18 protein-coding genes and 3 tRNA genes are annotated in these 25,113 nt (G+C 66.2%); 6 read left to right on the top strand and 15 right to left on the bottom strand.

What is annotated here, in order from left to right; all coding sequences use genetic code 11:
• The first annotated feature begins 338 nt into the window (after positions 1 to 338).
• The 3 genes from METFAM1_RS0101335 (at position 339) to METFAM1_RS21300 (ending at position 5,545) form a co-directional block, all read left to right on the top strand.
• Positions 339 to 3,542 carry an error-prone DNA polymerase gene (locus METFAM1_RS0101335; protein WP_019917685.1) on the top strand — a complete coding sequence of 1,068 codons (3,204 nt, stop codon included), beginning with the start codon at positions 339 to 341 and terminating at the stop codon, positions 3,540 to 3,542.
• Between the two features lie 43 nt (positions 3,543 to 3,585).
• Positions 3,586 to 4,050 carry a peroxiredoxin gene (locus tag METFAM1_RS0101330; RefSeq protein ID WP_019917684.1) on the top strand — a complete coding sequence of 155 codons (465 nt, stop codon included), beginning with the start codon at positions 3,586 to 3,588 and terminating at the stop codon, positions 4,048 to 4,050.
• Positions 4,051 to 4,222: 172 nt separating this feature from the next.
• Positions 4,223 to 5,545: a methyl-accepting chemotaxis protein gene (locus METFAM1_RS21300; protein ID WP_019917683.1), complete on the top strand. Its 1,323-nt coding sequence runs from the start codon at positions 4,223 to 4,225 to the stop codon at positions 5,543 to 5,545.
• A gap of 24 nt (positions 5,546 to 5,569) precedes the next feature.
• Here the strand turns inward: METFAM1_RS21300 and METFAM1_RS0101320 are convergent, their stop codons facing one another.
• From METFAM1_RS0101320 to METFAM1_RS0101310, 3 genes are read right to left on the bottom strand one after another with little or no spacing between them, the layout of a single operon-like run.
• Positions 5,570 to 9,232, bottom strand: coding sequence for a DUF748 domain-containing protein (locus METFAM1_RS0101320; protein ID WP_019917682.1), 3,663 nt, complete (start codon positions 9,230 to 9,232; stop codon positions 5,570 to 5,572).
• Positions 9,233 to 9,265: 33 nt separating this feature from the next.
• Complete coding sequence (locus METFAM1_RS0101315; protein ID WP_019917681.1) at positions 9,266 to 11,563, bottom strand: ATP-binding protein; 2,298 nt, start codon at positions 11,561 to 11,563, stop codon at positions 9,266 to 9,268.
• Between the two features lie 9 nt (positions 11,564 to 11,572).
• Positions 11,573 to 12,436 (bottom strand): PhnD/SsuA/transferrin family substrate-binding protein, encoded by an 864-nt coding sequence (locus METFAM1_RS0101310; protein ID WP_019917680.1) that lies wholly within the window; start codon positions 12,434 to 12,436, stop codon positions 11,573 to 11,575.
• 155 nt (positions 12,437 to 12,591) lie between these two features.
• Here METFAM1_RS0101310 and METFAM1_RS0101305 point away from each other — a divergent pair, with 155 nt between their 5' ends.
• Positions 12,592 to 13,614, top strand: coding sequence for a GGDEF domain-containing protein (locus tag METFAM1_RS0101305; protein ID WP_019917679.1), 1,023 nt, complete (start codon positions 12,592 to 12,594; stop codon positions 13,612 to 13,614).
• Positions 13,615 to 13,727: 113 nt separating this feature from the next.
• Here METFAM1_RS0101305 and METFAM1_RS0101300 read toward each other — a convergent pair.
• The 9 genes from METFAM1_RS0101300 to METFAM1_RS0101260 all read right to left on the bottom strand — a co-directional run bounded on the left by METFAM1_RS0101300 (position 13,728) and on the right by METFAM1_RS0101260 (position 21,179).
• A tRNA-Asp gene (locus METFAM1_RS0101300) sits at positions 13,728 to 13,804 on the bottom strand.
• A 53-nt stretch (positions 13,805 to 13,857) separates the two neighbouring features.
• Positions 13,858 to 13,933: transfer RNA gene (locus METFAM1_RS0101295), tRNA-Glu, on the bottom strand.
• A gap of 62 nt (positions 13,934 to 13,995) precedes the next feature.
• A tRNA-Ala gene (locus METFAM1_RS0101290) sits at positions 13,996 to 14,071 on the bottom strand.
• A gap of 152 nt (positions 14,072 to 14,223) precedes the next feature.
• Positions 14,224 to 15,654: an FAD-binding oxidoreductase gene (locus METFAM1_RS0101285; protein ID WP_019917678.1), complete on the bottom strand. Its 1,431-nt coding sequence runs from the start codon at positions 15,652 to 15,654 to the stop codon at positions 14,224 to 14,226.
• Between the two features lie 50 nt (positions 15,655 to 15,704).
• On the bottom strand, positions 15,705 to 17,066 hold the full coding sequence (gene rimO / locus METFAM1_RS0101280; RefSeq protein ID WP_019917677.1) for a 30S ribosomal protein S12 methylthiotransferase RimO: 1,362 nt from the start codon (positions 17,064 to 17,066) through the stop codon (positions 15,705 to 15,707).
• Between the two features lie 29 nt (positions 17,067 to 17,095).
• Positions 17,096 to 17,689 (bottom strand): polyhydroxyalkanoate synthesis repressor PhaR, encoded by a 594-nt coding sequence (gene phaR / locus METFAM1_RS0101275; RefSeq protein ID WP_019917676.1) that lies wholly within the window; start codon positions 17,687 to 17,689, stop codon positions 17,096 to 17,098.
• A 140-nt stretch (positions 17,690 to 17,829) separates the two neighbouring features.
• Positions 17,830 to 18,570, bottom strand: a complete 741-nt coding sequence (gene phbB / locus METFAM1_RS0101270) for a beta-ketoacyl-ACP reductase (RefSeq protein WP_024300358.1) — start codon at positions 18,568 to 18,570, stop codon at positions 17,830 to 17,832.
• Positions 18,571 to 18,655: 85 nt separating this feature from the next.
• A complete protein-coding gene (gene phbB / locus METFAM1_RS0101265; RefSeq protein WP_024300357.1) occupies positions 18,656 to 19,396 on the bottom strand; it encodes an acetoacetyl-CoA reductase in 741 nt (246 codons plus the stop codon).
• Positions 19,397 to 19,463: 67 nt separating this feature from the next.
• Entirely contained in the window at positions 19,464 to 21,179 is a 1,716-nt protein-coding gene (locus METFAM1_RS0101260; RefSeq protein WP_019917673.1) for a PHA/PHB synthase family protein, read from the bottom strand.
• 306 nt (positions 21,180 to 21,485) lie between these two features.
• Here METFAM1_RS0101260 and METFAM1_RS0101255 point away from each other — a divergent pair, with 306 nt between their 5' ends.
• Complete coding sequence (locus tag METFAM1_RS0101255; protein ID WP_019917672.1) at positions 21,486 to 21,746, top strand: hypothetical protein; 261 nt, start codon at positions 21,486 to 21,488, stop codon at positions 21,744 to 21,746.
• Here the strand turns inward: METFAM1_RS0101255 and METFAM1_RS0101250 are convergent.
• Genes METFAM1_RS0101250 through rluD form a run of 3 tightly spaced genes read right to left on the bottom strand, consistent with a single transcriptional unit; the run spans position 21,675 to position 24,313 of the window.
• The gene (locus METFAM1_RS0101250) at positions 21,675 to 22,526 is read right to left on the bottom strand and encodes a ZIP family metal transporter (RefSeq protein WP_019917671.1); all 852 of its coding nucleotides are present in this window, start codon (positions 22,524 to 22,526) and stop codon (positions 21,675 to 21,677) included. The two genes, METFAM1_RS0101255 and METFAM1_RS0101250, sit on opposite strands and share 72 nt — an antisense overlap.
• A 30-nt stretch (positions 22,527 to 22,556) precedes the next feature.
• Entirely contained in the window at positions 22,557 to 23,336 is a 780-nt protein-coding gene (gene pgeF / locus METFAM1_RS0101245) for a peptidoglycan editing factor PgeF (RefSeq protein ID WP_157256651.1), read from the bottom strand.
• A complete protein-coding gene (gene rluD / locus METFAM1_RS0101240; RefSeq protein WP_019917665.1) occupies positions 23,333 to 24,313 on the bottom strand; it encodes a 23S rRNA pseudouridine(1911/1915/1917) synthase RluD in 981 nt (326 codons plus the stop codon). Before rluD ends, pgeF begins: the two co-directional genes overlap by 4 nt.
• On the opposite strand from rluD, the gene METFAM1_RS0101235 reads away from it, so the two are divergent.
• On the top strand, positions 24,312 to 25,106 hold the full coding sequence (locus METFAM1_RS0101235) for an outer membrane protein assembly factor BamD (RefSeq protein ID WP_019917664.1): 795 nt from the start codon (positions 24,312 to 24,314) through the stop codon (positions 25,104 to 25,106). The genes rluD and METFAM1_RS0101235 overlap by 2 nt on opposite strands.
• The last annotated feature ends 7 nt before the right edge of the window (positions 25,107 to 25,113 follow it).

The following is a 25,113-nucleotide window of genomic DNA, read 5'->3' as shown; positions in this document are numbered from 1 at the left end:
TGCGCCTCCAATCGATAGATGGAGCACGATATGCGCGCATGCAACACTTGTTGTCGAGTCGATACCCCCTGCAACGCGAAGTTCCCGTTTGCTCACGCTTGTTCACGTGTGTGCCCGGCAGTCCGTTGACCTGTGCTCAGCAAGTTGTGGTCCATGTGCATCGGGCGCGTTCGACACGCTGCCCGTTGTCATCGACGTCCTCCGCTCAGGGGCCCGGCTGGCGCGGCCGCCGAGAACGCGGTCGACAGACGACCGCGTAGTCAGGCGCACCACGCCGGTGCACGATCACCCTGTCGCACCGCTGGCGCGCCCGGATGTCGACAGCCTCTGAGTACTGTATGAAAATACAGTACACCATGTCTCCACCCTACGCCGAACTTCACTGCCTGAGCCACTTCAGTTTCCAGCGCGGCGCCTCGTCGCCGGAGGAACTGGCCGAGCGCGCCGCCGCGCTCGGCTACACGGCACTGGCCATCACCGACGAATGCTCGCTGGCCGGCGTCGTGCGCGCGCACGTGGCGCTGCGCGCGCTGCCCGACCCGAAACCGGCGCTCATCATCGGCAGCGAAATCCGCCTGGCCGACGGGCCCAAGCTGGTGCTGCTCGCCCAGAACCGCGAGGGCTACGGCAATCTGGCGGAACTGATCACGCGCGGCCGCATGGCGGCGGACAAGGGTCACTACCACCTGACGCTGGCCGACCTCGACGCCGGCCTGCCCGACTGCATCGCGCTGCTGGCGCCGACCGACGACGACATCGCCGATGCCGCCACGCTGGCTGCGCACGGCTGCTGGCTCAGATCGCGTTTCGGCGAGCGCGCCTGGCTGGCGGTGGAACTGCACCTGGGTACCGACGACTGCGCCAAGCTGGCAGCCCTGGAGGCGGCGGCCGACGCCAGCGGCCTGCCGTTGTGTGCCGCCGGCGACGTGCACATGCACGTGCGCAAGCGGCGCCGGCTGCAGGACACGCTGACCGCCATCCGCCTGCACCGCACGCTGCCCGAATGCGGCGAGCTGCTGTTTCCGAACGGCGAGCGCCACCTGCGCCTGCCGCACCGGCTGGCGCAGATCCATACCGCCGAACAACTGGCCGCGAGCGTGCACATCGCCGCGCAGTGCAGCTTCTCGCTCGACGAACTGCGCTACGAGTATCCGGAAGAGATCGTGCCGACCGGCCACACACCGGCGTCCTGGCTGCGCCAGCTGGCAGAGCGCGGCTATGTCGAGCGCTGTGCGCAGATCCGGCGCGTGGTCAGGCTGGACGAAGCCACCTTCCAGCTGAAGGCAGACAAGCTGCGCCGGCAGATCGAGGACGAACTGGCGCTGATCGCCGAGCTCGAGTACGAGCCCTATTTCCTGACCGTGCACGACATCGTGGCCTGGGCACGCAGCCGCGGCATCCTCTGTCAGGGTCGAGGCTCGGCCGCCAATTCGGCGGTGTGCTACTGCATCGGCGTGACCGAGGTCGACCCGTGGCGGGCCAACATGCTGTTCGGCCGCTTCATTTCGCGCGAGCGCAACGAGGCGCCGGACATCGACGTCGATTTCGAGCACGAGCGGCGCGAGGAAGTGATCCAGTACATCTACGGCAAGTACGGCCGCGACCGCGCCGCGCTGGCCGCCAGCCTCACCTGCTACCGGCCGCGCTCGGCGCTGCGCGACGTCGGCCGCGCGCTCGGCTTCAGCGACGACGCGCTCGACCGCCTGACGCGCGGCCACATGTGGTGGGACGGCAAGCAGGTGCGCGAGGACCGCATGGCCGAAGCCGGCTTCAGCCCCGCCTCGCCGCACGTACGCCGGCTGATGGAACTGGCGAACGAACTGATCGGCGCGCCGCGTCACCTGTCGCAGCACGTCGGCGGCTTCGTCATCGCGCGCGGCCGGCTGTCGCGCCTGGTGCCGATAGAGAACGCACGGATGCCGGACCGCTGCGTCATCCAGTGGGACAAGGACGACCTCGAAGCGGTCGGTCTGATGAAAGTCGATGTGCTGGCGCTCGGCATGCTGACCGCGATACGCAAGACGCTGCAGTCGCTGGCGGCCTACGCCGATGCGCATCCGGCGTCACCGGCGGCAGTGCCGGGACGGATACCCCGCAGCGTCGCCGACATTCCGCCCGAAGACCCGGCGACCTACGACATGCTGTGCCGCGGCGAATCGACCGGCGTGTTCCAGGTCGAATCGCGGGCACAGATGAACATGCTGCCGCGGCTGCGGCCGCGCCGTTACTACGACCTGGTCATCCAGGTCGCCATCGTGCGGCCGGGGCCGATACAGGGCGGCATGGTCCATCCCTACCTCGCCCGCCGTCACCTGCCGGCGCAGCGGATCGACTACCCGTCGGACGAGCTGCGCCCGGTACTCGAACGCACGCTGGGCGTGCCCATCTTCCAGGAACAGGTGATGCAGCTGGCCGTCGTCGCGGCCGACTTCACGCCAGGTGAAGCCGATCAGATGCGCCGCTCGATGGCCGCCTGGCGGCAGCGCGGCACGATGGAAAAATTCCAGCACAAGCTGACTGAAGGCCTGCTGAAAAAGGGCTACACACCGGAATTCGCCGAACAGATCTACCGCCAGATCGAGGGCTTTTCCGGCTACGGTTTTCCGGAGTCGCACGCCGCCAGCTTCGCGCTGCTGGTCTACACCTCGTCCTGGCTCAAGTGCCACCATCCGGCTGCCTTCCTGTGCGGCCTGCTGAACAGCCAGCCCATGGGCTTCTACGCGCCGGCCCAGCTGATCGCCGACGCGCGCACGCACGGCGTCGAGGTACATCCGGCCGACGTGACGGTGAGCGGCTGGGACTGCGTGCTCGAACGCCCGACTTCGTCGTCTGCATCCGGCCCCGCGGTGCGGCTGGGCCTGCGCATGATCAAGGGCGTGTCGCAGGACGCCATGCAAAGCCTGATCGCCGCCCGCGCAAAGGCGCCGTTCGCGAATGTCGACGACCTCGCCCGCCGCGCCCGGCTGGACCGGCAGCAGTTGCGCTGCCTCGCTGCCGGCGGCGCGCTGAAGCAGCTCGCCGGCAACCGTCACCAGGCACACTGGCAGGCGGCAGTGCGGCGACCGGACGCACTGCTCGGCGACGCGCCGGTGAACGAAACGCCGCTCGCGCTGGCCGCACCGCACGAGGGCGAGGACATCGTCGCCGATTACGCCAGTCTCGGCTTCACGCTGGGCCGCCATCCGCTGGCGCTGCTGCGCGGCGAACTGGCCGCGCAGCGCTTCATCACCGCCGCCGAACTGCGCCGCCTGCCCGACCGCGCGCTGGCCCGTGCCGCCGGCATCGTCACCTGTCGCCAGCGCCCGGGCACGGCCAGCGGCGTCATGTTCGTCACGGTGGAAGACGAAACCGGGCTGGCCAACGTGATCGTGCACAAGGACGTGCAGGAGAAACAGCGGCACGAAGTGCTGGGCGCTACCCTGCTCGGCATCTACGGTCAGGTATCGCGAGAAGGCGAGGTGATCCACCTGATCGCCCGCCGCCTGGTCGACCGCTCGGCGCTGCTCGGGGCGCTGACGCCGCGCAGTCGGGATTTCCACTAGAAAGCGACTACAGTCCCCTCTTCCACGACCGTTCCCGCACACCATGACGCCCGGCCAGCCCGCTCCCGACTTCGACGCCTTCGACCAGCACGGCAACCGCCACCGTCTCGCCGATTACCGTGGCCGCTGGCTGGCGCTGTATTTCTATCCGCGCGACGACACGCCGGGTTGTACGAAACAGGCCTGCTCCATCCGCGACGGTCGCGCCGACCTCGCCGCTCACGGACTCACCGTACTCGGCGTGTCGGCCCAGGGCAGCGCGGCGCACCGCGCCTTCGCCGACAAGTTCGCCCTCGATTTCCCGCTGCTGGTCGACGACGGCCAGCGCATCGCCCGCCGCTACGGTGCGCTCGGCAGCGGTCCGGCCGGGCTGCTGCGCCGCTGGCTGGGTGCCTACCGGCGCATCAGCGTGCTGATCGACCCCGAAGGTCGCATCGCACACGTGATCGAGCGACCCGACGTGAGCCGCCACGCCGACGAACTGCTCGGACTGCTGCCGCCCGCTTGAGCGTCCGCGCCACGGACGATAGTCATACGCCGTCCGGCATGTGGACGCTGCGCCCACCAGACGCCCTCGCACAAGACACTGATATTCCAGTCTTTCCGCTCACCGCCTTCATGGCACGTCATCTGCTCTCCGCTGCACGGCGCGTCGTGCGCCGGACCGACGGGGAGGATGCATGCTGGCCTGGCTGCTCAGACGACATTTCTGGTTCGAACTGCAACGCTTCGCCGAATGCGAATCGCGCGACGAAGACTACTGCCCCTCACCGCGCGGCAGTGCCAGCGAGCGGCAACTGCTGGGCACGCTGTCACGCGTGTTCTCCGGCCTGCGCAACCGGGCACGCAGCGCCGAAACGCGCGCGCACGAGCTGGAACAGATGCTGGACGTGGCCGCCGACAACGCGCAGTCGCTGCGTCAGGAGCTGGGCGAAGCGAGCGCGCGCAGCAGTCTGATCGCCGCCGTGGTCGACGCCGGACTGTGGGAAGTCCGGCTGGGCGACGCCCGCACACCGGACCTGAAACATCCGGTCTGGTGGTCGGACCGGCTGCGCAGCATGCTGGGCTACGACGAGAACGATTTTCCGGACCGCCTCGACAGCTGGGCCTCGCGCCTGCATCCGGAGGACCGCCGGCAGGCGCTCGACGCGCTGGCGCGCCAATGGACCGACCGGCGCGACGGCGACTGGCCGGACACGCGCTACCGGATGGCACACAAGGACGGCAGCTACCGCTGGCTGCTGTGCCGCAGCCGCACCGTGCGCGACGAACAGGGCATCGTGCGCATCGCCGGCTCACTGACCGACATCAGCCGCAGCCGCGAAGACGAGGCGAAGCTCGACGCCGCGCTCACCCGTTTTGAACTGGCCAGCGACATGCTGTCGGATGGCATCTGGGACCTCGACGTGGTGGCCGGCGACCCGGTCAATCCGTCCAACACCTTCTGGTGGTCGACGCAGTTCCGCCGCCTGCTCGGCTTCGAAACCGAAGAGGAATTCCCGAACGTGCTCGACAGCTGGGCCTCGCGCCTGCACCCGGACGACAAGCCGGGCGTGCTCGAAGCCTTCACCCGCCACCTGACGGACCGCAGCGGCAACACGCCCTACTCGATCGACTACCGGCTGCGCTGCAAGGACGGCGTCTATCGCTGGTTCCGCGCCCGCGGCCGAACCCGGCGCGACGACCGCGGCACACCGCTGCGCGTGGTTGGCGCGCTCACCTGCATCGAGGCCGAGCACAACGAACACCATCTGCAGGAGGTCGAGGCGCGGCAGCGCGAGCAGCTCAGCGACAACGTGCAGAAGATCCGCGCCATCGTCACCGCCATCCGCGCGATCGCCGACCAGACCAACCGGCTGGCGCTGAATGCGGCGATCGAGGCGGCACGCGCCGGCGACGCCGGGCGTGGCTTTTCGGTGGTGGCCGACGAGGTGCGCACGCTGTCCGAACGCACGCGCGAGGCGACCGAACAGATCGCCCGCATCATCCCCGACGGAGACTGAGGGCGCGCGGCGCCCGCCGTCGTCTTACTTGATCGAGAAGTCGGCGCGGTTCGGCGCCGACTTCGCGTCCTTGCCCTCGGCCGGCTTGTCGCCACCGGCGGCCGGCTCGCCTGCCTTGGGTGCCAGCACGAACAGGCGCGCGTCCTCGACCTTGGCGTTGCGCGTCAGGTAGTCCTTCACCACCTGCGCCCGCGCCAGACCAAGCAAGCGCAGATCCTCGTCGCTGACTTCGGTATTGGTCAGGATGAGCTTCTCCATTTCCGGAACTGGCAGGTCCTTGGCCAGGCCGACCAGATTGCGCGGCTTCGGGAAATCCGCCGCCTTGTAGACCGCCTTCAGCAGATCCGGATATTCCTCCGGCGACACCGTCGTCGTTTCGGCCGACGCCTTGGTTTTCGCCGCCTTGACCGCACGCACCTTCTGGTCGAGCAGCGCGCGCCGGTAGCCTTCGATATCGGTCGCACGGTCGGTGCGGCCGGTCACCTCCAGCTTCAGCGCCGGGCGGTCGGTCAGCGCCTTGCCCAGCGTGTCCAGCTTGCTGCGCGCAGTGTCGCTCAGCGTCGCCCGACCGGGCTCGAACACGACGTGGTCGAGATCGGCGTCGGAGCCGAACAGCGAACCGAGCAGCGCGAACGGCGAGGTGACCGCCTTGACGATCAGGTTCACGATCACCTTGACGACGATGCCGCCGATCGAGAACTGCGGGTCGGACAGCGAACCGCTGATCGGCAGATTGATGTCGATCACGCCGTTGCGGTCCTGCAGCAGCGACACCGCCAGCAGCACCGGCGCCTTGATCGCGTCCGGGCTGTCGACCTTGCTGCCGAAGGTGAGCTGGTCGAGGATGACGTTGTTCTGGGCAGTGAGCTGGTCGTTCTCGATCTTGTAGGCGATGTTGACGCTGAGCTTGCCCTTCTCGATGCCATAGCCGACATACTTGCCCGAATAGGGCGACAGCGGCGCCAGCTCGATGCCACGCGCGCTGGCCTTGATGTCGAGAAAGAGCGCTTCGGCCAGCGGATTGATGCGGCCGGTGATGTCTATCGGCGCCGAACCCTCGACCAGGCCGCGCAGTTCGACTTCGCCTGCGGTACCGGACGCCGAACTGAGGCCGGATACGCGGCCGCCCAGTTCGGACAGCTGGGCGCGGTAGTTCGGCTTGATGAAGAAGTCGCTGAAATCGACACGGCCGCCCTGCATCACGATGGTCTTCACGTCGATCGGCGGGCGCGCGGCATTGATCATCTGCGCCAGCGCCGCGCTCTGACTGCCGGCAGCCGGCGGCGTCGCCGGGCGGGCCGCCGGGGCCGCAGTCGGCTTGGCGGCCGGGGCGGCAGCCACCGGTGCGGTCGCTGCCGCCCCGTCCTTGCGCACCACGTCCTGCAGGTTCAACCGGCCCTGCGGCGACACGATGATGCGGGCGAAATAGTCGGACAGCGCGACTTCGTTGATCGACAGTCCGGCCAGCAGATCGGGCTTGCGGCTGTCCAGCTTCAGCGCGACGCCACCTGCAAACAGCGAGCGCCACTTCAACAGGTCGGAGGCGTTCACCTTTTCGGTCAGGTGCACGTTCTCGACATTGGTTTCGCCCTTCCACGCCAGTGTCCAGTCACCGCCCGGCAGCGTCTGCAGCGCGAGGTCGCCACGCAGGCTCAGCACGCCGGCCAGCAGTTCGGCATTCAGCTTCTGCGCCATCCAGGGCTGGCCGACCAGCAGGTCGAGGCGGCGTGCATCGATCTTCAGATCGGCCTGCGCCGGTGACAGCGAAAAGCCGCCGCGTACGCCGAACAGACCGCCCTTGGCGTCACGGAAGCCGAGGTCCAGCTTTGATTTCTGCTTCAGGTCGGTGCCGACGTTTTCCAGCTTGAGCGACAGCCGGTCGAGCTCGACGACGGCCGGTGTCGTCAGCGTGCGGTCCTCGAAGCGGACCGCGCCGTCCTTGATGTTCAGCGCCGACAGCTGCGCGGTCCATGCCGGAGCGGACGCCGCCGGCGCGGCGGGCCCCGCCGCCGCTGACGAGGGGCGCACCAGACCGGCGAGATCGATGTCGCCGTCGGCCTGGCGCGCCGCGCGCAGACGCGGCTTGAGCAGATCCAGTGCGCCGACCGCGACCTTGCGCGTCGACAGGTCGATGCGCGCCTGGCTCAGCACGATGTCGTCGGCCTGGGCGAAGGCGTTCTTCTCGCCGCGACGCGTCAGCTTGAGCCGGGCAACGCCCGCCTCGGTCACCAGCACCTCGCCCTGCGGCGCACCGTCGGCCAGTCGCAGACCGAAGCGCGTGCCGATGCGCACGTCAGCCTGATCCACCGAGAAGTTGATCAGGTCGGCAAAGTAGGGGCTGAAGCGCGGCACCTCGACACCGCTCACCGTCAGCTCACCCTCGATGTCGGGTGCGCTCGCGCGCAGCTTCGCGTCGACCGCCAGCCGCGTATTGCCCTCGGCCTGCGCGACGATCACCAGCGTCGCCGGGGCGTCGCCCTGCAGCGAGAAATCGCGCAGCACGACGTCCATCGGCTCGATCACGTAGCTGAAGGGCTTGGCCGGCATTTCGTCGCTGAAGGCGATGCGCGCCTGCAGCACTTCGAGCAGGCCGACCTTCACTTCGGGTGCCTTGGCCGGCGCGGCCTCGGCGCTCTCCGGTGCAGCCGCCGCAGGACGCGGGCGCGGCAGCAGGGCAAGCAGGTTCAGCTTGCCGTCCTTGGCGCGGGCGACCTCGAAATCCGGCTGATCGATGCGGATGCTGGCGATGTCCACCTTGCCGGCCAGCGGCTGTATCTCGTTGAGCACCATGTCCAGCGCCGGCAGCTTGAACAGCGGCTTGCCGTCGCGGCTGTCCAGTTCGAGATCGCGCAGTTCCAGCGTGCCCTGCAGCGAAATGCGCGGCTCGCCCTCCTTGGGCTGGCGGAAGCCCAGTTCGATGTCGGTGTCGAGCAGGCCGGAACTGATGCGGAAGCCCAGCGGCACCGGCGAGTACTCGTCGAAGCGCGCCAGGTTGAGCGCGTTGAACTCGACCTTCATCGTCGCTTCGCGCTCGTCGATGAAGGGACGTACCCTGCCCTTCATCGAGAACGGCGCGTCGTTGATGCGGGCGGCGATCGACGGCTCGACGAACAGTTCGACGTCGGACGGCAGATTGGACACGAAGGGCAGGCCGATCTGGATGTCGCTGATCGCATGCTTGCGCGCGAAGGGCTGGTCGTCGATATCGACGCGGCCGTCGCGCAGCACAATGTTGTTGATCGAGAAGCGCGCCGGTTCCTCGCTCGGCGGCTGATCGAGAATCTTCTGCAGCACGTCGCTGAAATTGAAGCGGCCTTCCTCGTCCAGCCGCACGATGCGCAGCCAGGGTCGCTCCACCTGCACCGCCCGCACCACCGGTGCGCCCTTGAACAGCGACGCCCACTCGACGTCGACGGTCAGGCTGTCCAGCGTCACCGCCTCGTCCTTGCCGTTGGCCTCCAGCATCTTCAACCCGGACACCGTCAGTTCCAGCGTATAGGGGTTGATGGAGACGTCCTGCAGCGTCAGCGTGCGGCCAAGAAACTCCGAACCGTGCTTCTCGGCCAGCGAACGCACCAGATGCGGCGCCGCGAACGCACCGAGCAGGCCGAACAGCACGATTGCGACGACGATGCCGATGAAGGTCTTGCGCACGGCGGGACGGGAAAAGAGGGCGTTGAGCGACATGGGCAAGCGGATCCAGGCGGATGAACGGGGCGATTATGACGCGGCGCCGGCTGCAAGGTGTCGTGCGGCAGCATCCAGCGCCTCGTCGAGCACGACGACGTATGCACGCAACGCGTCGGGCAGCTGTTCCGGCGACAGGCTGGCGTCGCGCAGCGCGCGTTCGAGCTGCGCCGCCTCGACGCCGGCGCGGGCAAAACCGAGGTTCAGACAGACGCCCTTGAGCGCATGTATCTGGCGGATGATGTCGGCCCCCGGTTCGTCGACGCGTGCAGCCAATGCGTCGCGCAGCGCCCTGACCTCGCCCAGCGTGGTGGCGAGGATTTCGCCGTAGAGCGCGAGATCGCCATCGAACTGCTGGCGCACGGCGGCGAGGTCGAGCGCCGGTCGCGCCCCATCGGTGTCCGGTTCCGCGATCGGCTCGACGGTTGCCGGCGTCATGGTCTGCAGCACGTCGCCGCGGCCGGCGGCGGTGGTCGCCAGTACGCCGAGCAAGGCGTGCGCGTCGACCGGTTTGGTCAGGTAGGCACGCATGCCCAGCGCCAGGCATTCGTCGCGCTCCTCGGTCACCGCGTGCGCGGTCAGGCCGACGATGGGCGGCGCGGCAGCGCCCAGGCGGGCAACGATCTCGCGCGTCGCGGTCTTGCCGTCCATCACCGGCATCTGGATGTCCATCAGCACCAGGTCGATGCCGCCGGCGCAGACGCGTTCCAGCGCCTGCTGTCCGTCGACGGCCTGTTCGGCGTGCGCGCCCGCGCGTTCGACCAGATGAACCGCCACCGTCCGGTTGACCGCGATGTCATCGACGACGAGCACGCGCAGATCGGCCAGCGACACCGCGGACATCTGCTCGGCAGCCGTCGCCAGCGCACCGTCCTCCACCTGATCGAGCCAGACCTCGGCCCAGAAGGTGGCGCCCTCGCCCGGCACGCCGCTGCCGCCGACACGGCCGCCCATCGCCTCGGCCAGCCGCTTGCAGATGGTCAGGCCGAGGCCGGTACCGCCGTGGCTGCGCACGACCGACGCGTCGGCCTGCACGAAAGGCTCGAACAGCGCGTCGATTTCGTCAGGCGACACACCGCGACCGGTATCGCGCACCGTCACGCGCAGGCGCACCCGCGGCCCGGCGCGTTCGCACAGCGCGACCTCGACGTCGACGCGCCCGTGGGCGGTGAACTTCAGCGCGTTAGACACGTAGTTGTTCAGTATCTGCGCCAGCCGCGTCGGATCGCCGCACAGCGCTGGCGGCACCTCCGGCGCCAGCTTGAATGTCAGGGCGAGCGCCTTGTCCTGTGCCTGCGCGACAAACGAGGCGTGGCAGGTTTCCAGCAGGTCGCCGATGGCGAAGGGAATGTGTTCCAGATCGAGTTTGCCGGCCTCGATCTTGGAGAAGTCGAGAATGTCATTGACGATCATGCGCAGCTGACTGGCGGCGATGCGCAATTGCCGGCCATGCTCACGCGCCAGTTGCGGGTTGTCGTTGTCGGCCAGGATGGCCGCGAGCCCGACCACGCCATTCAGCGGGGTGCGGATTTCGTGGCTCATCGCCGCAAGGAAGGCGCTCTTGGCGCGGCTGGCTTCGCGCGCATCGGCTACCGCCTGTTCGGCGCGCTGCAGCAGCGCCTCGCGCTCATCCTCGCGCTGTTGCAGCGACACGGCCATGCCGTTGAACGACTGCGCGAGCACCTGCAGTTCCTGCTCGCCACTTTCGTCCACCCGCGCGTCAAGCTGGCCTGAAGCGATGCGCTGCGCGCCGTCGGACAGTCGCCGGATACCGTGCGCGAGCCAGCCGCTGAGCAGCCACGAGAACAGCGCCGCGAGCCCCATGCCGAAGACCGCGACGACGGCCGCGAGCCGCTTCGCCTGCGCCAGTTCGCTGCGCGCCTGACGGTTGTCGATACCCAGCTGCACTTCGCCGATGCGCGCGCTGCCGGCCATGATGGGGGCGCTGACAGCAAAGCTGTCGGAGCCTTCCGCCAGCGGATCGCTGTCGGCGCTGAAGGTCCGCGCCAGCGCCGCAGCGTCGCCCTTCGCCGCCACCTCGCGGCCGTCCTGGTCGAGCACCCGAACAAACACGGCCTCGCGCCGCGACACCAGATCCGAGGACACCGCCTCGATCTTGGCCAGATCGCTCGAAATCAACGCGTCGGACACGGCGGCCGAAAACAGCGACATCGCCATCTGCGCGCTGCGCTGGATCAGATCGGCCTGCGAACTGGCCATCTGGCCCAGCGCACCGAATATGGTCACCGAAAGCGTCAGCGCCTCGATCAGGGCGATGCCAAGAATGGCCTTCCAGCGGAAGGACATGCGGCTGAAGGCGCGCATCTTCATCAACAGGGATCAGCGCACCGGTTCGGCCAGCAAGGCGTCGAGCACCCGGATGTCGAGCGCACGTATCGGCTCCCAGTCCCGGTCCTGCGCGCTCACGACGCCTTTGAAGCCGATCTGTTTCAACAGATCAGCGCCCGGCGCCGAGCTGGCGACCTTCTGCATCGCGTCGACGAAATCCCTGCCGATCGACTCCGGCACGCCCGGCAGACGGGCGAAGGCGTGCGGCGGGTATTCAGCCGAACGCCAGATGACGCGCATGCGATCGCGCACGCTGGCGTCGATGGCCTCCAGCGTGCGCTCGATGCCGCCGCCGGCGACGACCAGTCCGCGCGCGACATTCAGGTAGACGGAATCGTGCGAGGCAACGAAACGCGGCTTCACCGAAATGCCGCCGCGCTTCAGTTCAGCCAGCGGAATGACGGTGGCGGCGAAGGCCGCTGGCGACGGAAAGGCCACCTCCTTGCCGTCGAGTTCCTGCACCGACGCGATCGCACTGTCGTTGCGAACGACGACCAGCCCGCGCAGCTTGCGGTCCTTCTCGCGGGCAAACGCCAGGTAGCCGGCCGCCTGATGGAACACCACATAGTGATAGGGGTTCATGTAGGCAATCGCGTACTCGCCGCGGGCCAGTCGCTTCTCGAACTCGGTGATGGTCGGCGCCGTCGCGAAACGGAACTCGCAGCCGCTGACGGCCGACACCTCGCGCAACAGCGGAATCCAGCCTTGCGCCAGATCGCTCGCCGCCTGCTGCGGCACGACACCGACGGTGATGACGCCGTCGAGCGCGCAGGCCGCGTACAGCGCCGGCGCACCCGACAGACACAGCAGCATCGCCAGTGCGGCGGCGGCGCGACGGATGGAGAGGACGATCATCAACGGGCCCTGTGCTTACCGCTCGGCGGTGAATCCGCGGGGATGCGCAAGCGCACGCCCTCGGCTGTTTGTGGCCGATTCTAGCGCTCAAGTCGCCCCGTCGCGCTGCCGATACTCCACACGAACCCCGCAAAAAGAACAGTCCGCACACCGCCATGTCTGACCTCATAGGATCGGTCGCCAACCTGACCGGTTACCGCGATCGCGACCTCATCGACAGTACCTTCGTCTCGGTACTGGGCGACTGGCTCGACCCGATCGAACTGAATCTGTATCGCTGCGTCGGCGACGTATCCCATCTGCGGCTGCTGCTGCAGGCAGGCATGATCAAAGGGAGCGGCATGCGTGCAGGCGATCCGAGCTGGACGCCGCTCGACGCGCTGCCCGCCCTGTCCGCCCGTCCGCAGTTCGATCAGGCCTTCGGCTGCGACGAACCGCTACTCGACCTGCCGATGAATGGCAATGACGGTCCCTGGCTCAACCTCTTCCCGGTGTGGGCGGGCGCCCGGCGCTTCGGCATCATCGAACTGATCAGCGAACAGCCGCTGTTGCCGGTGCAACTGCGCCTCGTTGAGGGCCTGCTGAAGATCTATCGCAACCAGATCAGCCTGCTCGACTACAGCGAACGTGACAGTCTGACGGGCCTGCTGAACCGCAAGACCTTCGACGAACAGTTCCTGAAATGTCTGGACACGATGACCGGCAACGGGCACGCCGCTGAGGGCTCACCGACCTGGTGGCTGGGCGTCATCGACGTCGATCACTTCAAGCGGGTGAACGACACTTTCGGTCACCTGATCGGCGACGAGGTGCTGCTGCTGGTCGCACGCATCCTGCGCACCGCCTTCCACCACAGCGAATACCTGTACCGCTTCGGCGGCGAGGAATTCATCGTGCTGCTGCGTGCCGAGCACGACGACGAAGCCCATCTGGCCTTCGATTTCTTCCGCCAGCAGCTGTCGGCCTTCGCCTTCCCGCAGGTCGGCCATGTCACCGCCAGCGTCGGCTTCACCCGTCTGCGCTTGATGGACAACGCCAGCGGCTCGGTGGACCGCGCCGACCGCGCGGTCTATCACGCCAAGCACAACGGCCGTAACCAGGTGCATTCGTACGAGGCGCTGGTGAAGGTGGGGGTTCTCGAAGAGGTCAACAACAGCGGCGAGATCGAGCTGTTCTAAACCGAGGCGTTTAGGCTCAAAGCGATCCCGTTGCGGAATCGCAGAAAACAAAAAAGGCCGCTTTCGCGGCCTTCTTCGTCGGCGCCCTGCAGAAGCTGCAGGACACATTGTGTTGGCGGAGTGGACGGGACTCGAACCCGCGACCCCCGGCGTGACAGGCCGGTATTCTAACCAACTGAACTACCACTCCAGTGTTGGTGCCGGCACTTCTTCTTCCGGACTTGCACTGCCAGCAAAAAACGCTGGCGTCCCCACGGGGATTCGAACCCCGGTACCTACCGTGAAAGGGTAGTGTCCTAGGCCTCTAGACGATGGGGACCTAGTTTTACCGCTTGCTGCTTTTTTCACTGCTTACTGCTTTGTACTGCCTTCTCTCTCGCTTGGTGGAGGTAAGCGGGATCGAACCGCTGACCTCTTGCATGCCATGCAAGCGCTCTCCCAGCTGAGCTATACCCCCGTCGAAAGAGGAGCGCATTATAAACACTGTTCCGGGTTTGTAAAGCATCTCGCGCAATTATTTTTGTCGGACATCGATCGACATTTCTTCTTCGTGACATCCGCATATCACATCGACATCGGCCCGCTACATCGAGATGCGTTGAGCTTCGCTCACTGACCGGCGTCGGGCAGCACCTTGCCCGGATTCATCAAGCCGTACGGATCGAATGCGCGCTTCACCGCCCTCATCATGTCCAGCTCGACCGGACTCTTGCATGTCGCGAGCAGATCGCGCTTGAGCTGGCCGATGCCGTGCTCGGCCGAGATCGATCCACCGAGTGCGATCACCGTTTCATGTACCTGCTCGCTCGCCACCTTCGCGTCGGCGATCAGCCGCGCGTTGTCGGAGGCATCGGTGAAGGACAGGTTGTAGTGCAGATTGCCGTCGCCGGCGTGGCCGAACACCACCACGCGCACACCCGGCAACACGGCGGCGAGCTTGTCGCCGGCCGCCTCGATGAAATGCGGAATGCTGCCGACCGGCACGCTGATGTCGTGCTTCACGCTGAAGCCCTCGATGCGCTGCGCCTCCGATATGTTCTCGCGCAGTGCCCACAGTGCCTTCGCCTGTGCGCCGTCCTGCGCGATCACCGCGTCGCGCACCATGCCGCGCTCGAGCAGCGCTTCCAGCATGTCGCCAAGCTTCGTTTCGAGCGTCGGGTCGTTGCCGGCGAGTTCAATCAGCGCGTACCAGGGCGCGGCGTCGGCAAGCGGGTCACGCGCTCCGGAAATGTGCTTGAGCACCATGCCCAGGGCCTCGCGACCGACCAGTTCGAATGCGTTCAGCAGGTCGCCTGCCTGCGCCTGCAGCGCATGCAGCAGATCGATGCCGCGCTGCGGGCCGTCGAGTGCCACCCAGGCGAGCGCGGTGTTCGCCGGCAAGGGCGCGAGCTTCAGCACGGCTGCGGTGATGAAGCCCAGCGTGCCTTCGGCGCCGATGAACAGGTGCTTGAGGTCGTAGCCGGTATTGTCCTTGCGCAGCGCACGCAGGCCGTTCCACAGCCGGCCGTCGGGCAGCACGACTTCGAGACCGAGTACCTGATCACGCGCGTTGCCGTGGCGCAGCACATGCACGCCACCGGCATTGGTCGACAGGTTGCCGCCGATCTCGCACGAGCCCTCTGACGCCAGACTGAGCGGGAACAGCAGGCCGGCGTCACGCGCAGCGGCCTGTACCGCAGCCAGCGTGCAGCCGGCTTCGACGGTGATCGACGCATTGTCGCGATCAAGCACGCGGATGCGATTCAGGCGCGACAGACTGACCAGCACTTCGTAGCGCCCCGCATGCGGCGTGGCGCCCCCGCACAGGCCGGTATTGCCGCCCTGCGGCACCATGGGCAGTTGTGCCTCGTGACAGACGTGCACCACCTGCATCAGTTCATCGACCGTTGCCGGTCGCACGACGCACAGCGCTTCGCCGCGATAGCGGCCGCGCCAGTCGGTACAGAACGGCGCGAGGTCAGCAGCAGCGGTCAGCAGCTGGCTGTCGCCGACCACGGTCCGCAGCCGCGCCAGTGCCGACACGATGCGTCCGTCCTCCATATCAGCTCCGGATCCCGTTCACGCTGCGCCGACGCACGGGTGGCTCATCGTCACTCTTCAGTGACGACTTCGGCGTAGAGGTCGTGCACGTCGCAGTCGGTGATGCGCACGCGCACGAAGTCGCCGACTTCGAGGTCCTGACCGTCGAGGATGTGCACCAGGCCGTCGATGTCGGGCGCATCGCCTTCGGAGCGGGCGACCGCGCCGTCCTCGTCGACCTCATCGACCAGCACGATCATTTCGCGGTCGATCTTCTCTTCCAGCCGCTGGGTCGAAATGTCTTCCTGGAATTCCATCAGGCGCTGACGGCGCTCCTCGCGCACCTCTTCCGGCAGCGCGCCCGGCAGGTCGTTGGCGCTGGCGCCGTCGACCGGCGAATAGGCGAAACAGCCGACGCGGTCCAGCCGGGCTTCGCCGAGGAAGTCGAGCAGCTCCTCGAACTCCTGTTCGGTCTCGCCCGGAAAGCCGGCGATGAAGGTGCTGCGTATCGTGATGTCCGGGCAGATCGAACGCCAGGCGCGGATGCGTTCGAGATTGTTCTCGGCATTGGCCGGCCGCTTCATCGCCTTCAGCACGCGCGGGCTGGCGTGCTGGAAGGGCACGTCGAGGTAGGGCAGGATCTTGCCCTCGGCCATCAGCGGGATGATGTCGTCGACGTGCGGATACGGATAGACGTAATGCATGCGCACCCACATATCCAGCTCGCCCAAAGCGCTCGCCAGGTCGTACAGCTTGGTGCGCAGCGGCTTGCCGCCCCAGAAGCCGGTGCGGTACTTCACGTCCACGCCGTAGGCACTGGTGTCCTGCGACACGATGAGCAGTTCGCGCACACCGGCGTCGCGCAGCGCCTCGGCTTCACGCATCACCTCGCCGATCGGCCGGCTTACCAGATCGCCACGCATCGACGGGATGATGCAGAAGCTGCAGCGGTGATTGCAGCCTTCGGAAATCTTCAGGTAGGCGTAGTGCGACGGTGTGAGCCGTATGCCCTGCGGCGGCACCAGGTCGGAGAAGGGATCATGCGGCTTGGGCAGGTGGCGATGGACCGCGTCCATCACCTCTTCGGTCGCGTGCGGACCGGTCACCGCCAGCACTTGCGGATGGGCGGACAGCACCTGCTGGCGCTTGGGCCCTTCCGCTCCCATACAGCCGGTCACGATCACCTTGCCGTTCTCGGCCAGCGCCTCGCCGATCGCGTCGAGCGATTCCTCGACCGCGGCATCGATGAAGCCACAGGTGTTGACGACCACGACATCGGCATCGTCGTAGGTCGGCACGATGTCGTAGCCTTCGGAGCGCAGGCGGGTCAGGATGGACTCGGAATCCGAAGTCGCCTTCGGACAGCCGAGAGAAACGAAGCCGACCTTGGGGGTCGGCTTCGTGGTGTTGCCAGATTCAGAAGTACGGGTCACGCCGCGTCTCCGCCGCAAAACCCGGCAGTTTACTTGTTTTGCGGGCCTTTATCGCCCCCCGGTCCGAAGCCGGGAAACTTGAAACCGGACATCATCGAGCGGGTCTGCTGCTCGATCTGCTCCTGCATCTGCACGAACATGCGCTTGCTCTGCTCCATATAGGCACCCATCATGCTCTGCATGGCCGGGCCCTGGAAGTTCAGGAACTGCGCCCACAGGTCCTTGCTCATCGCGTTGTTGTCGCCGTAGATGGCGCGCGCCTGGTCCTGGAGCTTGCTCTGCACGTCGGTGAAGGCCTTGATGTTGCCTTCAAGGTACTTGCCCATCATGCCCTGCATCGCATTGCCGTAAAAGCGGATCATCTGCGACAGCAGGTCGGACGTGAACATCGGCACGCCTTCGCTTTCTTCTTCGATGATGATCTGCAGCAGGATGCTGCGGGTGAGGTCTTCGCCCGTCTTTGCATCGACAACCTGGAACTCGGCATTCTCGAGAACCAGTTCCTTCACGTCGGACAGCGTGATGTAGGAACTCGTGCGGGTGTCGTAAAGCCGGCGGTTGGGATATTTCTTGATCAGCCTGTTGGTGGAACCTGTCCCCTCGCGGCTTTCGGAAGCGCTCATTGTGTGGTGTCCTCGCTCGTTTGAACTACCCCGGGGCGGTGTTTCCGCCCACTCTGTTTTGATCATACAGCAAGCAAAGGCCTTATGCGGCAGTGCCGCATAAGGCCTTTCGATGCGTCACAAACCCGGCGTTACCGCAATTACTGGTAGTACAGACCGCCGTTGATGTTCAGCGTTGCACCGGTCACGTAACCCGCCATGTCGGAGGCGAGGTAAGACACAGCGGCACCGATCTCTTCCGGCTTGCCCAGGCGCTTCATCGGCACCGAGTCAATGATGCCCTGACGGATGTCCTCGCGGATCGCCATCACCATGTCGGTGCCGATATAGCCCGGAGCGATGGCATTGACGGTGACGCCCTTGGCGGCCATTTCGGCGGCCAGTGCCTTGGTGAAGCCGACCACGCCGGCCTTGGCAGCCGAGTAGTTCGTCTGGCCGGCCTGGCCCTTGACGCCATTGACCGACGAAATGTTGATGATGCGACCCCAGCCGCGTTCGGCCATCTTGCCGGCGACGTGGTGCGTCACGTTGAACAGGCTGTCGAGGTTGGTGGTCAGCACCGCATCCCACTGGGCCTTGTCCATCTTGGAGAAGAACTTGTCACGGGTGATGCCCGCGTTGTTCACGACCACATCGACCGGGCCGATGTCCTGCTCGACCTTGTCGATCATCGACTTGCAGGAATCGTAGTCGGACACGTCGCCCTCGGCGGCTTTCATTTCAAAGCCTTCGGCCTGCATCTTGGCCAGCCATTCGTCCTTTTGGGGGAACGCGGGCAGACAGTTCGCCACGACGGTGTAGCCGTCCTTGGCCAGTGCCTTGCAGATTGCGGTACCCAGACCGCCCATACCCCCGGTAACCAGGGCAACTCGTTTCGTCATGACTTCTCTCCCAGCCAGCTGCGTAAAAAACCTTCCACCCCCGCCGGACGAGGTGGAAGGTGTGCGCGGACCTCCGCGCGGGCGGTCAGGACATGTGCTGACCGCCGTTGATTGCAATGTTGGCGCCGGTGACGAAAGCCGCTTCGTCCGACGCCAGATAGGCCACCAGGCCGGCGATCTCTTCCGGCTTGCCCAGACGCGACACCGGGATCTGCGGCAGGATCTTCGAGTCGAGGATGTCCTGCGGGATCGCGGTCACCATCTTGGTACCGATATAGCCCGGCGAAATCGTGTTCACGGTGACACCGGCGCGCGCCACTTCCAGCGCCAGCGCCTTGGTGAAGCCGTGCATGCCGGCCTTGGCGGCCGAGTAATTGGTCTGGCCGAACGCACCCTTCGAGCCATTCACCGAAGACACGTTGATGACGCGGCCCCACTTGCGCTCGGTCATGCCGTCGATGACCTGCTTGGTCATGTTGAAGCAGGAGTCGAGGTTGGTGCTCATCACCACGTCCCAGTCCGCCTTCGTCATCTTCTTGAAGGTCATGTCACGGGTGATGCCGGCGTTATTCACCAGCACATCAACAGGACCGACCTCCTTCGCCACCGTCTCGACACACGCCTTGCAGGAGTCGAAATCCGACACGTCGCACGGGTAGGCCTTGAAGCCGTAGCCCATGTTGTTCATGGTCTGCAGCCATTCGGCTGCCTTCGTATTGCCAGGACTGTGTGTGGTCACCACGCGGAAACCCAGTGCCGCGAGCTTGATGCAGATCGCTTCACCCAGTCCTCCCATACCGCCTGTTACCAGTGCGACTCGCGTCATTTCCTTGTCTCCTTTTATTAGTCGAGGGTATGTCTTCCGCAGCCCCCCTCATGAGGCTGCCATGCGTTCAATTCGTTGCGCTGCCTTTCACATAGCGCCCGGGTGCGGGCTCGATCACCTTGTATTGCGCGTTGCCCGCTCGTGACGGGGGCGCGACCTTCTTGCCTGACTTCGCAGTCAGCCACTTGATGTAATGCTTCCACCAGCTGCCCGGCTGTTCGCCGGCATTGGCCCGCCATTCCTCGGCGGTCGATTCGTTGCCGCCGACCCAGTGCGAGCGCTTGTCCTTCAAGGCCGGATTGATCACGCCGGCGACGTGGCCGCTGGCGCCCAGCACGAAGGTGGTGTCACCACCGAGCAGCTTGCGCACCAGATAGGCACCGGTCCACGGCACGATGTGGTCTTCCGACGTGGCCAGCAGGTAGGCCGGCATGTCCACCTTGCCCAGATCCGCCTTGACGCCCAGCATTTCGAGTTTACCCGGCACGCGCAGACTGTTTTCAAGGTAGAGGTTGCGCAGGTACCAGGCGAGGAAGGGGCCGGGCAGGTTCGTGCTGTCGCAGTTCCAGTGCAGGATGTCGAAGGCCGGCGGCGTTTCGCCCTTCAGGTAGTTGCCGACCACGTAGTTCCAGATCAGGTCATTCGGACGCAGGCTGCTGAAGGTCTGCGCCAGTTCGCGACCCGGCAGCAGGCCACCGCGGCCTATCGTGTGCTCGCGCGCCGCCACCATGCCTTCGTCGACCAGGCAGCCGATCTCGCCGGCATCCGAGAAATCGAGCAGCGTGGTCAGCAAGGTCATGCTGGCCGCCGGCTTCTCGCCACGACCGCAGGCGACGGCCAGCGCCGACGCCAGTATCGTGCCGCCGACGCAGAAACCCATGGTGTTCGGCTGCGCGTCGCCGCTGATGTCGCGCACCACGTCGAGCGCGGTCAGCGGCCCGAGGCGCAGGTAGTCGTCCCAGGTCAGCTGAGCCAGCGTCTGGTCAGGATTGCGCCAGGAAATGAGGAACACGGTAATGCCCTGCTCCACCAGGAAACGCACCAGCGAGTTCTCCGGCTGCAGGTCCATCAGGTAGTACTTGTTGATGCAGGGCGGCACGATCAGCAGCGGCTTGGCGTGCACCTTGTCGGTCGTCGGCGCGTACTGGATGAGCTGTATCAGTTCGTTCTCGAACACCACCGAACCTTCGGTCACGGCAAGGTTCCTGCCCACTTCGAAGGCACCGGGCGCCGACATCGAAATGTGGCCCTGCTGCAGGTCGCGCAGCAGGTTCTCAAGGCCGCGACGGATGCTTTCACCCTCGGTGCGCAGCGCGGTTTCGACGAATTCCGGGTTGGTCGCTGCGAAATTGGCCGGTGACATCGCCTCGATCATCTGTTTCGACAGATAGCGCATGCGATCCTTCGCACGCCCGTCGGCCACCGGCGTCGCTTCGACGCAGGCGCGCATGAACTGTGCGTTCAGCAGGTAGGCCTGACGCAGATAGTCGAAATAGGGGCTCTTGGTCCACTCGGGCGCGCGGAAACGGCGGTCTGTGGGTTCGGGCTGCACCACGGCCGGCGCCGGTCCGTCGTCCGGCTTGCGCTGGGCGAAGGCCTGCCAGAGCCGGTGCTGGCTTTCCAGCCACTGCTGATGAAGTTCGGAGAAACGGGCGGCCTCGGGTGCCGCGAAAGCACTGCCGTTGAGCGGTGTGTGTGCGGCCAGCGTACTCTGCTGGCGCGTCATGAATTCGCTGAAGTTCTTGCCCATCGCGGCCATGATGGCCGTCCAGTCGGGCTGCACGGCCTCGTTGCGAGGCGGGACGGACTTTCCGGGTGCTGCCGAGTCACTGCTCATCAAACCAAACCCCAGTCGTTCTTATTCAGATGCAACGCGATGGCGTCGTCGGGAATCTGCGTCTATCGTGCCGGTCGCAATCGCGCCAGGCGAGCATAACAGCGCATGCCGGCTGACGTGCGCGCTGTGGGTGCGACCACCCGGCACACGCCAACACGGCTGGATTGTTGCATTGCACAAAATAGCTGTCAATCCCGCCCGTCCGCACCAGGCACGGGCCAACGAAACGCGCTGCAGGAAAGGATTCCCCGCATGTACATCATTGCGATTGCGTGGCTCTACGTGGTGCTGATGATGGCCGTGACAGAGCACAGCATCGTCGCCGCCGTGCTCACCGTGCTTTTTTACGGCGTCGCGCCGCTGGCGCTGTTCCTGTGGATTTTCGGCACGCCGGCGAGGCGGCGCGCGGCCGCGCGGCGGCCGCAACCGGAGGAGGACGGATCAGTGATGGGCGAAACCGTCGACGAAGTGGTGGATCAGCACGATGCTGCCGACGCCCAGCGAAATCAGTAGCACCTGCTGGATGGTGGCGCCGATCTCGGCACGCTTGTGCAGACCGGGAATCAGATCGGCCACCGCGACATAGATCATGCTGGCCGCCGCAATGCACAAAAGATAGGGCACGGCGCCACTGACCAGCGACAGCGCGAAGTAGGCGCCGACTGCGCCGACCAGGGTCGCCATGCTGGACAGCAGGTTGAACGCCAGCGCACGCATGCGGCTCATGCCCGAATGCAGCAGCACCAGGTAATCGCCCACCTCCTGTGGAATTTCGTGCGCGACGATGGCGGTGGCGGTAACGATGCCCAGCGGAATGCTCTGCGAGAAGGCGGCGGCAATCAGCACACCATCGACGAAGTTATGGAAGGCGTCGCCGATCAGGATGAGCGAGGCTGCGCGCGCGCCGTCGCCGCCATGACCGTGATCGTGGTGTGTCAGCGCGGCGTGGTCGTGGTGAGCGTGGTCGTACCCTGCGTGCTGCGCCAGTTCCGCCGGATCGTGCGCCTCGCAACTGACCTCGTGGCAGTGCCGCCACAGCACCAGTTTCTCCAGCAGGAAGAAACCGAGGATGCCCGCAAGAAGCAGACTGGTGGCCAGCTCTACGCTACCGACTTCCTCGATCGCCTGCGGCAGCACGCCGAGCAGGGCGGCGCCAAGCAGCGCGCCGACCGAGTAACTGATGAGCATCGGAATGCGCTGAAGATTGACGGCCATGCCGAACAACGCGGCGGCACAGACGCTGATCGCACCGCCGACGAAAGAGGCAAGCACGATCCAGGCAAGGACAGACATGGGGGATTCGAAACTGAAAACGGTCTCTTATTATCCTTGATACGACGGTTCCGCGGCGAACGGGGTCGCACGATCTGCGATCCAGATCAGGCTGGCCATGCGTCCGCAACGGCCGTCGCGCCGGTAGGAATAGAAAAGTTCGCGCTGGCTCACGGTGCACAGCCCGCCGCCGTACACGGCCTGTACGCCCGCCTCTTCCAGCTCCAGCCGCGCCAGCGCGTAGATGTCGGCGTACAGTCGATCGCCCGAACCGGGGCGAAATGCGCGCGCCGCGCCGCGCAGCCGTTCGACGAATGCGGCGCGCACCTCCGGCCCGACCTCGAAGGCGTCGGGGCCGATGGCCGGGCCCAACCAGGCGATCAGGTCGGCCGGCGCGCAGCCCATCCGCTCGACCGTTCGTGTCAGCACACCTGCAGCCAAGCCGCGCCAGCCCGCGTGTGCCGCCGCCACCACGCTGCCCTGGCGGTTGCAGAACAGCACCGGCAGACAATCCGCGGTCATCACCGCACACACCCTGTGCGGCTGGTGCGCCACCGAGGCATCACCGGTCCCGCAGCGTTGACGGTCGGCATCGAGCACATCTGCACCGTGCACCTGGTCCAGCCACAGCGGCTCGGCCGGCAGGTGCGCACGCAGCAGCGCGCGGTTGTCGGCCACCGCCTGCGGGTCGTCGCCGACGTGGGTTGCCGGATTGAAAGGTCCGAACGGCGGCGCGCTGACGCCGCCCAGCTTGGTCGTGACACAGGCGCGCACCGACGGCGGCGCCGGCCAGTCGGGCAGGATCAGTGGCAACGCGGCCGACCTGCTCACGTGGCTATCCTCAGCCCGGCGATCAGGCTCTCCATATCGGCCGGCAGCGGCACTTCCCACTCGACCTCGTCGCCGCTCTTCGGATGGATGAGCCCGAGCCGCCAGGCATGCAGCGCCTGGCGCGAGAAGCGTTCGGCCACATTGCGCGGCGCATAGACCTCGTCGCCGAGCAGCGAGTGACCGATGTGCGCCATATGGACACGTATCTGATGCGTGCGCCCGGTTTCGAGGCGGCATTCGACCAGCGTCGCGCCCTGCAGCCGTTCGCGCACGAAATAGTGGGTACGCGCCGGTTTGCCACCCGCCTGCACCACGGCCATGCGAGTGCGCTGAACCGGATGCCGGCCGATCGCGGCATCGACCGTGCCGTCCGTCCTCAGGTCGCCGGCCACCACGGCGACATAGCGGCGCGACACGGTGCGCGCCTGCAGCTGGCGTACCAGATCGGTCTGCGCCTCAAGTGTGCGAGCCACCACCAGCAGGCCGGTGGTGTCGCGGTCCAGCCGGTGCACGATGCCGGCGCGCGGCACCTGCGCCAGTCCGGGCACGCGGTGCAGCAGCGCGTTGAGCAGCGTGCCGTCCGGCACGCCATTGCCCGGATGCACCACCATGCCGGCCGGTTTGTTGATCACCAGCAGCGTGTCGTCCTCGAACACCACGTCGAGCGGAATGTCCTGCGGCGCATGTACGGTGTCGGCGGGCAGGCTGCCGGGGTCCAGTTCGAGTCGTTCGCCGGTGAAGGTGCGTCGACGCGCGTCGTCGCAGGTCTTCCCGTCCACCCGTACCCTGCCCTCGCGCAACCAGCCCTGCAGGCGGCTGCGCGAATACTGCGGCCAGACCCGGGCGAGCACGGCGTCCAGCCGGTCGCCGACCACGCCAGCCGGCACCGTCGCGCATATCGGGACTTGGGTCGGGCTCGCGGGCTGCTCGGCGATATAATCGTCGTCTTGCGTATCTTCCAGGGTCAAAGCGGTCATGTGGCGTAGTGTAGCGATACTGTGGGTGGCTCTGGCCGCCGGGTGCGGGCTCCTTCCCGATAAGATCGACGAAACCGCCAACTGGTCCGCCCAGCGCCTCTATACCGAGGCGAAGGAGTTGATGGGCGAAGGCTCGTACGAACAGGCGATCAAGCTGTACGAGAAGCTGGAAGCCAAATTCCCTTACGGCCGCTATGCGCAGCAGGCGCAGATCGAAGTTGCCTACGCCTATTACCGCCAGGGCGAGCGCGTACAGGCCGTCGCCGCCTGCGACCGCTTCATCCGGCTTCACCCGAATCATCCCAACGTCGACTACGTGTACTACCTGCGTGGCCTCGTCCATTTCAACGAGGACCTCGGCGTGATGAGCGTGCTGTCGCGCCAGGACATGACGGAACGCGATCCCAAGGGTCTGCGTGATTCCTTCGATGCGTTGAAGGAACTGGTGACGCGTTATCCGGAAAGCAAGTACACGCCGGACGCGACCATACGCATGAACTACCTGGTCAATTCGCTGGCGGCGCACGAAGTGCACGTGGCGCGCTACTACATCAAGCGCGGCGCCTACCTCGCGGCAGCCAATCGCGCGCAGTTCGCGGTCAGCAACTATCAGCAGTCGCCGGCGGTCGAAGAGGCACTGTATATCCTGATGGTCGCCTACGAATCGCTGGGCCTGACCGACCTGCGCGACGACGCCCAGCGCGTCATGATGAAGAACTACCCGCAGAGCGACTTCCTCGCGCGCGGCTTCAAGCGGCCGGGTGAGGACGATCCCTGGTGGAAGCTCTGGTAGGCATAGA

The sequence above is a fragment of the Methyloversatilis discipulorum genome (assembly GCF_000527135.1).
GTDB classification, from domain to species: domain Bacteria; phylum Pseudomonadota; class Gammaproteobacteria; order Burkholderiales; family Rhodocyclaceae; genus Methyloversatilis; species Methyloversatilis discipulorum.
The sequence above is the reverse complement of the archived record's forward strand: the minus strand, read 5'-3'. Positions and strand labels throughout refer to the sequence as shown.